The 2,268-nt window shown below is 35.3% G+C and carries 4 protein-coding genes; all 4 read right to left on the bottom strand.

Going from position 1 to position 2,268, the window contains the following annotated elements:
• Positions 1–281: RHS repeat domain-containing protein (locus AB2U10_RS19060; RefSeq protein ID WP_493820781.1), on the bottom strand; the 281-nt coding region annotated here is incomplete at its 3' end.
• A complete protein-coding gene (locus AB2U10_RS19065; RefSeq protein ID WP_367916674.1) occupies positions 253–744 on the bottom strand; it encodes a hypothetical protein in 492 nt (163 codons plus the stop codon). The genes AB2U10_RS19065 and AB2U10_RS19060, both read right to left, overlap by 29 nt.
• Positions 741–1,322, bottom strand: coding sequence for a type III secretion system effector protein (locus AB2U10_RS19070; RefSeq protein WP_367916675.1), 582 nt, complete (start codon positions 1,320–1,322; stop codon positions 741–743). Before AB2U10_RS19070 ends, AB2U10_RS19065 begins: the two co-directional genes overlap by 4 nt.
• 255 nt (positions 1,323–1,577) lie before the next feature.
• Entirely contained in the window at positions 1,578–2,090 is a 513-nt protein-coding gene (locus AB2U10_RS19075; RefSeq protein ID WP_367916676.1) for a hypothetical protein, read from the bottom strand.
• Positions 2,091–2,268: the final 178 nt, after the last annotated feature.

Below are 2,268 nucleotides of genomic sequence, written 5' to 3' on the forward strand. Positions count from 1 at the left end.
TCAAAAGGCTCCGTCTCTATATAAGTATCCACCTCCCCTTTAGCCTTTTTTCTCTTCATTCCGAATAAGTCAACGTATTTTAAAGGATTATTGCCTACGTAAGAATAGGAGGAAAGATGTAAATCCAATTCTGCTAGCGGGTCAATCCGGTCAAACCTTCCAATTGTCGGATTATACATCCTCGCCCCAAAGTTAGTCTTGTTGAGGTTAAAAGTAGATTCTTTTTCCTTCGCTTGCAACTCCCAGCGGTTCTTACTCCTCGAAAGAAGAGTACTTGTCATGAAACCAAAAGGTTTTTATTCCTTTCGAGGTAATAACTGAAATAAAGGTTCTGTATCCACCTAAAAGTTGTACCTGTTCGACTTTTGTAGTATCAAACTTCTCTGTTACATCCTTTAGCTTTATGTTCCATTTCGGATATGCTACAACTTTTGAGGTATTTACTCCATCTAGATTAGAATATTCTATAACGGTGTCTCTTCTAGATGACCAAATATTACACCAGTACTGTAAATCCGGTTCACTAATTCTTTCAATTAGAAATAGAGTGTCACTATCTCCCAACTTAAGTTGAGAGATAGTACCAATATTTTGTTCTCTGGCCAAAAGAGAAACTTTCGCAAAGTCACTAAGTTTAACTTGCTGTTTGTAAAGTTCTTTCGATACCTTTTTATTCCACCTAATACCAGTGCTAACGGTACAGCTAGCAAGTAAAAGCACGACTAAATAATATAGACATTTCATTTCTTTCGGTAGTTATATGGTTTAAAAAATAGACTATTACCCTTTGTGTCAATAATTCTACTCTTAGGGTCTGGTAAAAATGTGTTAGTCCTATTATCAAGCATTACACCATAATGAGTTCTCAATGGCTGTCCCTGCTCAGCCCTGAATTGGTTTTCTCTATGCGTTGAATACTTCTCCGCTTCAGCATAATTAGTAAGAGTTCCTCCCCAAGTTCTATCTTGATTAAGTGTACCTTTTAAGTGGTCTTCGGCATGGGCTAGTTCATGTGCTAAGCTTATAAAAGTAGGGCTTGACTGAAATCCATTTTCTGTTGGCATTGAAGCATTCCCTAGCGGATTAAATCCTACAGTACGAGTTTCTCCATTATATACATTTCTACCTTGAGTAATGGTAATGGTTTCATCTGCACCTATCATACTATTTAACATTCCACGCCCTTCTTCTCCAAGGTTTATTCTTGCAAGGGCTGAAGTTACACTTTTTACAAAAGAGTTATCTCCTTGATAATAATTACCGGAATTATCGTAAAAGCCCCATCCATACTTCTCAATATTATTGTAGTTTAATGTCTGCACAGTTCCGTTTTCTAAAAAGCTTACCACCAAGCTGTTGCCATTGATATCAATATATCGAATCGGATTATTGGCAGCATACTGATAGGTCGAAAGCGATGCATACTTTTCAGAATATCTGTCTGGTTAGTCAAAACGCCCGATTGTGGGATTATACACCCTCGCCCCAAAGTTAATCCTGTTGAGGTTAAAGGTAGATTCTTTTTCCTTCCCTTGCAATTCCCAACGGTTGTAGAGTTATTAATTATGACTCTTAAATTAATCTTTTTTAGGGTCAAAAAACTCTTGAAATTTAATACAATCCATTTGGAAATGTCCGTTCGCAATAACTATTCTTGCCCCTATCATTTGAGAGCTACCTAATAATTTACCATATTTCTCTTCTTCTTTTTTAATAGTAAAAATATCCCATTTTTCAATTAAAGGATATAATCTTGTAATGAAAGGGTTAGAAACTATTTCTACCTGACCATTTTGAATTTTATATTCAACCTTTTTCTTTTTTGTCCAAACAGATTGATACAAACTACCAGATTCGAGATTGTATGACTCCAGTATAAAAACGGTGTCTAGTTTTAAATTGAAATCTACAAAACTAAATCTATCTTTAATCTCGTTTCTGGATTTATAAGTTAAATCCGAGTAAAAACCACATTTTTGCTTTTTCTGACTCCTATGTAATTGCTTTGAGAAGGATTCAAAATCGGAAATTGTTTTTGTTGATGAACATGCTCCTAGAACAATGCACATAAATATAACCCAATATTTCATAACTCTTAAAATGTAAATGGAGTTTGTTTTCTCCGTTTAATAGGCTTGTAATTAGGGTTTGCTGTTAACAGGCTAAATTCTTTATTAAAAGGGGATTATTTCTTATTTTTCGGAGGCAAAAGCGAATAATATGGCAAAAGCGCGTCAAAAACGTGCATCAAGGCAGGCCTATATGCCG

Origin of the sequence: Leadbetterella sp. DM7 (assembly GCF_040829825.2) — a bacterium.
Taxonomy (GTDB): Bacteria; Bacteroidota; Bacteroidia; order Cytophagales; family Spirosomataceae; genus Leadbetterella.

Coding starts and splice junctions, on each gene's coding strand:
- AB2U10_RS19065 (WP_367916674.1), bottom strand. CDS start 744: ATGAAATGTCTATATTATTTAGTCGTGCTTTTACTTGCTAGCTGTACC.
- AB2U10_RS19075 (WP_367916676.1), bottom strand. CDS start 2,090: ATGAAATATTGGGTTATATTTATGTGCATTGTTCTAGGAGCATGTTCA.